At 48.7% G+C, this 6,798-nt stretch carries 7 protein-coding genes; 1 reads left to right on the top strand and 6 read right to left on the bottom strand.

Annotated features, from left to right (window positions below):
* From Q0236_RS07800 to Q0236_RS07775, 6 genes are all read right to left on the bottom strand, one after another.
* Positions 1–360: 1-acyl-sn-glycerol-3-phosphate acyltransferase (locus Q0236_RS07800; RefSeq protein ID WP_297916657.1), on the bottom strand; the 360-nt coding region annotated here is incomplete at its 3' end.
* A complete protein-coding gene (locus Q0236_RS07795) occupies positions 341–1,633 on the bottom strand; it encodes an SH3 domain-containing protein (RefSeq protein WP_297916655.1) in 1,293 nt (430 codons plus the stop codon). The genes Q0236_RS07800 and Q0236_RS07795, both read right to left, overlap by 20 nt.
* The gene (gene purQ / locus Q0236_RS07790; RefSeq protein WP_297916653.1) at positions 1,627–2,292 is read right to left on the bottom strand and encodes a phosphoribosylformylglycinamidine synthase subunit PurQ; all 666 of its coding nucleotides are present in this window, start codon (positions 2,290–2,292) and stop codon (positions 1,627–1,629) included. The genes Q0236_RS07795 and purQ overlap by 7 nt, the downstream gene beginning before the upstream one ends.
* On the bottom strand, positions 2,289–2,525 hold the full coding sequence (gene purS, locus Q0236_RS07785) for a phosphoribosylformylglycinamidine synthase subunit PurS (protein WP_297916651.1): 237 nt from the start codon (positions 2,523–2,525) through the stop codon (positions 2,289–2,291). Before purS ends, purQ begins: the two co-directional genes overlap by 4 nt.
* 3 nt (positions 2,526–2,528) lie before the next feature.
* A complete protein-coding gene (gene purC, locus Q0236_RS07780; RefSeq protein ID WP_297916649.1) occupies positions 2,529–3,248 on the bottom strand; it encodes a phosphoribosylaminoimidazolesuccinocarboxamide synthase in 720 nt (239 codons plus the stop codon).
* A gap of 10 nt (positions 3,249–3,258) precedes the next feature.
* Positions 3,259–4,548 carry a S41 family peptidase gene (locus Q0236_RS07775; protein ID WP_314892754.1) on the bottom strand — a complete coding sequence of 430 codons (1,290 nt, stop codon included), beginning with the start codon at positions 4,546–4,548 and terminating at the stop codon, positions 3,259–3,261.
* Positions 4,549–4,763: 215 nt separating this feature from the next.
* On the opposite strand from Q0236_RS07775, the gene Q0236_RS07770 reads away from it, so the two are divergent.
* Positions 4,764–6,798, top strand: a 2,035-nt coding sequence (locus Q0236_RS07770; protein WP_297916647.1) for an AAA family ATPase, incomplete at its 3' end; no start/stop codon positions are given.

The raw sequence follows: 6,798 nt of genomic DNA, 5'->3' as shown, positions 1-6,798 counted from the left end.
CAGATCGCGCGGATTGGAGCGATCGACTTGGATCATCTTCGGAAGAGTGATGATTTTGCCGATGATAGGGATGTCTGCGATCTCCTTTTTAGCGATCCAGCAGATATCGGCGGGATGAGTCTCTTCAAGCACGACGATATCCATTATGCTTTGGTGGTTGGCGATGAGTAGCTGCGCGCGCGGATCGGGGGTGCCCACGATCTGTATGTCATATCTGGCGCCGAAATGCTGAAGGCGCCCCCAAATGCGGCGGAAGCGGCGATGAGATGAGTTTTTCACCGTCATAGCGATTACGACCCAAACGACGGTTAAAATAAACCAAAACGCGTAAAATAGCGCTCTAATCCTTGACAAGCTCATCCTTTTTTACCCAGCCGATCTTATTGCCGCCCAGCATAATTTTGTAAAAATCCTTATTCGTGGCTAAAATTTCGACCTTTTCGGCATTTTTGGTTACGTAAAATACCGTGGAGCTTTGCATAGGCAGAATTCTAACGGGGGAATTTTGCGCGATACTGCCCGTGCCGTAAGGTCTTTGTACGTAGAAATTTACCGCCAAAATCAACACCGCAAAGATGAGCGGCGTGATATTTTTGCTAAGCAGAAACATCACCAAAAGCCCGGCTGCAAGAGTATAAATCGCGATCTGCTTGTAGGCTTCAAATTTACTCTCTTTCGGATTTAGTCCGATCTGCGTGCTAAGATCCTCGGCGCGCGGGTTGAGCTCAAGCCCGAAATTTTCAAATTTTTTCGTCTGGAGATTGAAGTAGCTGAAGTCTAAATTTGTGACGTTATTATCCACGACGGCGAAATAATATCCGCTCTGACTCGCGTATGTGCCGCGCACGGAGTCCACGCCCTGCTTGATGATGGCGGGATTATCGATGTAAAAGGAGCCGATCGCGCCGTTTCGCACGCCAAGATCGAGCGTGAGTAAATTTGAAGCGTCGTCAAATTTGGCGGTTTTATAGTTTTTAAGTTTCAGCTCGTCGGCTACGATATGCGAAAAATTAGGCTTCGTATCAAGCTTCATAAATTCCGGATTATCAGGTTTGATAGAGCTTTTTTCAAAAAATTCTCCATTGCGCTGCAAGGTCAAAACGAGCTCATTTATCTTATCGCTCTTATCGCTTGCCGCAAACCACAGCGTCGTCTCAAACATCTCGTCGCCCTCAATCCACGTAAGATTGTCGGCATTAAGCCACTTCATACCATTGGTGCGGCTGATCTCTAGCTTTGGCTTGACGGTGATTTTCTGCCCCAAATATACGGCGAAATCAATCTTAAAAATTTGATTGCAATACACCTTCCTAGGCATCCCGCTGGCTTTTAGCGTAAGCTCCTTAGGCTTAATGTCCTGATAGACCTTATCGTCGGATACATCAAGATCGACTTCGTTAGTAGGCGCCAAAGCCTTAAGATCGTCGATGCTTAGATTATCCATCGACATAACCTCTTTTTTATTATACTTCAGCATCACTTTGGAATTATCGCGCGTCTGCGGCTCGTCGGGCTTATCCTCAGCTTTTTTCGGCGCGTATTTACTTAGATCATCAAGCGAATCGATCTCAATCTCCGGCGCAGCAAACGCAAGCGTGCAGACACCTAAAATAGTAAGAATTCTTTTTAGCAAATTAAGCCTTTTAGCATTTTCTCTCCGTCCGTGCCGCCCAAAATAGGCTCTATCGCGCGCTCAGGATGCGGCATCAGACCGAAAATCTTTTTGTTTTTATCGCAAATCCCGGCGATTGCGTCCACCGAACCGTTTGGATTTAGATCGGCGCCCTTTGCATCGCAATACTTCAAAAGCACGCAATCCTCGTCGTATAGCGATTTTAGCGTATCGGCATCCGCGTAATAATTGCCCTCGCCGTGCGCGATCGGGATATTTAAAATTTCGCCCTTATCGCAACAGCGCAGAAATTCATTGTCGTTTGAAACGACGCGCAGATGGTGAAATTTTGAGATGAAGCTTAAATTTATATTTCTACTCATCGCTCCTGCAAGCAGCTTCAGCTCCAAAAGCATCTGAAAGCCGTTGCAGATACCCAAAATATAGCCGCCCTTTCGCGCGTGATCAAGCACCACCTGCATTACGGGGCTAAATTTAGCAATCGCCGCGGTTCGCAGATAATCTCCGTGGCTAAAGCCGCCAGGAAGCACGATCAGATCGGCGTTTATGTCGGTTTCTTTATGCCAGATTATCTGCGTTTCGCAACCGAGCTTATCAAAGGCGTATTTGGTGTCGCGCTCGCAGTTGGTGCCGGGGAAATTTACGATCGCTACCTTCATATCACGATCTCGTAGTCTTCGATGACGGTGTTTGCCAAAATTTCATCGCACATCCTAGCGACGTCGGCGTAAATTTTATCCCTATCCTCGCCGTTTAGCTCAAGCACGATCTGTTTAGCTACGCGCACGTCCTCTACTCCGCTAAAGCCAAGCGAAGCGAGGGCGTGTTTGACCGCCTTGCCCTGCGGATCAAGCACGCCCTCTTTAAGTCTTACGTTTACGATTACCTTCATCGCTTATCCTAAAATTCTACGCAAGACCTCTTCGTAGGCCACTTTTACGCTACCGAGATCCTGTCTGAATACATCCTTGTCGAGCTTCTTGTCGGTCTGTTTGTCCCAAAAGCGGCAGCTATCGGGGCTGATCTCGTCTGCAAGCAGAATATTACCGTCGCTATCCCTACCGAGCTCGATCTTGAAATCCACTAGCTTTAAATTTCGCTCGTCGAAAAATTTAACCAAAATTTCATTGATCTTGCGCGCGATATTTTTAAGCTCGTCAAGCTCGCTTTGGCTCTTTACGGCGCCGAGCAGCACGCAATGCTCGTCATTTAGTATCGGATCGCCCAGATCGTCGTCTTTGTAGCAAAACTCCACCAGCGTAAACGGAAGCTTCGTGCCCTCTTTGATGCCCAGGCGCTTTGTAAGCGAGCCAGTGGCGATATTGCGAGCGATGATCTCAAGAGGGAAAATTTTACATTTTTTCACGAGCTGCTCGGTCGGACTGATCGTCTCAACAAGCGCAGTGGCGATGCCGTGCTTTTTAAGCAGATCAAAAATTAGCGTCGAAATTTTACAATTCAGCGCGCCTTTGCCGCTCTCTTCGGCTTTTTTGACGCCATTAAACGCCGTCAGCGAATCTTTAAATTCCGAGATCAAAAGGTCGTCACTTTCGTTAACCGACCACATCTTTTTGCCCTTGCCTTCGTAGATGAGCTCTTTTTTGGTAGCTTGCATCACACTCTCCTTACTTGATGTTTAGAATTTTTATCGCGTCTATTGCGGTTTTTAACTGGATATCGTTATTAATCTGCTCTGCGGTGATGAAATTTTTCTCATCCTTTTTCTGAGCATCTTTTTTCTTGGTCTCGACCTTGGCTAGCTCGCCTTGCAAATGCTTTTTGAGATCGGCTTCTTTTAGCGAGAATTCATCCTCGTCGCGGCTCGGCACCTTGCCCGGCGCCACTATGAGATCAGGCGTCACGCCCACCGCTTGGATGGTGCGACCGCTTGAGAGATAGTAGCGAGCTATGGTAAGTCGCAGAGCTTCTTTATCCTCTATCGGCAGGATCACCTGCACGCTTCCCTTGCCAAAAGTTTTTTCACCAACCAGCACGGCGCGCTTTAGATCCTGAAGCGAGCCGCTTACGATCTCGCTCGCGCTCGCGCTGCCGCCATTAACCAAAACCACAAGCGGTAGATCGGTGATCTTCTTTTTAGGATCGGCGTTATGCGCTTCGGTTTCGTTTTTCGCGCGCCCTTTTTGAGAGACAATAAGACCTTTGCTTACGAATAAATTTACAAGCCCGATCGCTTGATCCAAAAGCCCGCCCGGGTTGTTTCGCAGATCCAAAATAATACCCTTGGCATCTCTGTGCTCTTTTATAAATTTGCTCGCATCCGGAACTACGTGCTGATCGAAATTTGTAACGCGCAGATATAAAATTTTATCTTCCTCGATCATCTTAGCATAGACGGATTCTACTTTGATTATGTCGCGGATAATCTCGACGTCGAAAGGCTTGCTAACACCCTTGCGCACGATAGTTAGAGTGATTTTGGTTTTCGGCTTGCCGCGCATTTTTGAGACCGCATCGTCGATCGTGATGCCGAAGGTCGCGTTGCCGTCGATACGCAAGATCACATCGTTAGCCTGAATGCCCTTTTTATCGGCAGGAGTCCCCTCGATAGGCGAGATGACGGTCAGAGCGCCGTCTTTCATACCCACCTGAATTCCAAGCCCACCGAACTCGCCCTCAGTCTGGACTTTCGTATCGTTAAACGCCTTTTCGTCCATATAGCTTGAGTGCGCGTCGAGGTTATTCATAAGCCCCGAGATCGTCTTGTCCACAAGCTCCGAGAAGCTCATCTCATCGACATAATTGTTTTCGACGATAGCAAGTGTTTTAGTAAGCTTGGCTAGCGCCTCCAGACGCGTTTTTTCGCTGTCTGGTTTTTTAGTCGCATTGACCTCTCTGGCTTGTAAATTTCCGGTAAAAAAACTAACGCCTAAAAATAGAGAAAATATGAATCCCAAGCCGAAAAAGAGGTGTTTTTGTCGCAAAGTTTATCCTTGAAAGTAAAATGGAGTGAATTTTATAGAAAATTGGCTAAAAATAAGGTAAATTTCATACGAAATTTGCGCGTTTACGAATAAATTTAAGCCGAAAATTTTAAAATCTCACTAAAAAACCTTGACATAAAGACACTAAAGTTATATAATACTTCCAATTCAACTTTAGGAGAAAATTTATGAACGAAACTATTGAAATTTTAACCGACAAAATGCGCTCTTTGCTCGAAAGCAGCGTTTCTTTGGCGATCCATTCCAAAAATAGCGAAGTGGGCGTATTGCACATGTTCTGGGCTTTGGTAGCCGACAGCGGCTCGGTGCTAAATCAAATTTTTAATAAATTTAGCATCGAAAAGACCGCGGTCGAGCTTGAGATCAAAAGCGAAATTTCAAATTTGCCGACCAGCTCAAACGTCACGAAAGAAAACGTGCGTATCTCACGCGAGCTGATGAACTCGCTAGAGGTCGCAAAAGGGCTGATGACGAGCTCGGGCGATAAATTTATCGCCGTAGATACCTGGCTGATTGCAAATTTAAACGCAGATCCGCTAAAGAAAATTCTGTCTAAATTTGCAGATCTTAGCGAGATCAAAAAAGAGCTAGAGGCGCTTCGCGGCGGCAAAAGCATCGATTCGCAAACCGCCGACGAGACGCTTGAGGCGCTTAGTAAATTCGGCGTCGATCTCACCGCCAAGGCAATCGCGGGCGAGCTCGATCCGGTCATCGGTCGCGACGAGGTGATCTCGCGAATGATGCAAATTTTAATCCGCAAGACGAAAAATAATCCTATCCTGCTCGGCGAACCGGGCGTAGGAAAAACCGCGGTCGTCGAGGGTCTTGCGCAGCTGATCGCCAAAAAAGAGGTACCGCTCAGCCTGCAAAACAAACGCGTCATAGCGCTTGATATGAGTGCGCTGATCGCGGGCGCGAAGTACCGCGGCGAGTTTGAAGATAGGCTCAAAGCCGTCATAAACGAGGTCGTAAAAGCCGCGAACGTCGTGCTTTTCATCGATGAAATTCACACCATCGTAGGCGCGGGCGCAAGCGAAGGCTCGATGGATGCCGCAAACATCCTAAAGCCCGCCCTTGCGCGCGGCGAGCTGCACGCGATCGGCGCTACGACGCTGAAAGAGTACCGAAAGTATTTTGAAAAAGACGCCGCGCTTCAGCGCCGTTTCCAGCCCGTAACGGTCGCGGAGCCTAGCGTGAGCGAGGCTACGGCGATCCTGCGCGGCATAAAGGAGCGGCTAGAGGTGCATCACAACGTCACCATCACCGATAGCGCGCTTGTGGCGGCTGCAAGGCTAAGCGACCGCTACATCAGCGATAGATTTTTGCCGGATAAGGCGATCGATCTCATTGACGAAGCGGCGGCGGAGCTTAAAATGCAGATCGAAAGCGAGCCCAACGAGCTTGCCAAGGCCAAGCGCGACATCCTCACGCTTCAGGTCGAAAAGGAAGCCCTTAAGATGGAGGATGACGGCAAAAACGACGAGCGGCTCGCGCAAATCGACAAAGAGATCGAAAATTTAACCGAGCAGAAAAACGCGCTTCAGGCTAAATTTGAAAACGAAAAGTCCGTATTCGGCGGCATCAGCGAGGCGAAAAAAGCAATCGACAGCCTCAAAAACGAAGCGAGCTTAGCAAGACGCAACGGCGATCTTAGCAAGGCTGCCGAGATCGAATACGGCAAGATCCCCGCCGCACAGGCGAAGGTCAAGGAGCTTGAGGCGAAGTGGGACGCGATGAAAGAAAACGGCGTGCTTTTGCGAAACCGCGTGGACGAGGAGAGCGTGGCCGAAATTTTAAGCAAGTGGACGGGCATCTCGGTAAGCAAAATGCTCTCCTCCGAAAAGGAGAAATTCCTCCACATCGAGGAGCATCTAAAAGAGAGCGTCGTGGGGCAGGACGAGGCGCTGCACGCCATCGCTCGCGCCGTCAAGCGCAACAAAGCGGGGCTCGTAAACGAAAACCGCCCGATCGGAAGCTTTTTGTTTTTGGGTCCTACCGGCGTCGGCAAGACCGAGAGCGCGAAGAGCTTAGCTAGATTTTTATTCGACGATGAGCGGGCGATGATCCGATTTGATATGAGCGAGTATATGGAAAAACACAGCGTCAGCCGCCTGCTCGGCGCGCCTCCTGGATACGTGGGCTACGACGAGGGCGGACAGCTTACCGAAGCGGTGCGCAGAAAGCCCTACTCCGTGCTGCTTT

Source organism: uncultured Campylobacter sp. (genome assembly GCF_938031315.1).
GTDB lineage: Bacteria > Campylobacterota > Campylobacteria > Campylobacterales > Campylobacteraceae > Campylobacter_B.
Note: the sequence above shows the minus strand (reverse complement) of the source record. Positions and strands in the feature narration are given on the sequence as shown.

Coding starts and splice junctions, on each gene's coding strand:
- purQ (WP_297916653.1), bottom strand. CDS start 2,292: ATGAAGGTAGCGATCGTAAATTTCCCCGGCACCAACTGCGAGCGCGAC.
- purS (WP_297916651.1), bottom strand. CDS start 2,525: ATGAAGGTAATCGTAAACGTAAGACTTAAAGAGGGCGTGCTTGATCCG.
- purC (WP_297916649.1), bottom strand. CDS start 3,248: ATGCAAGCTACCAAAAAAGAGCTCATCTACGAAGGCAAGGGCAAAAAG.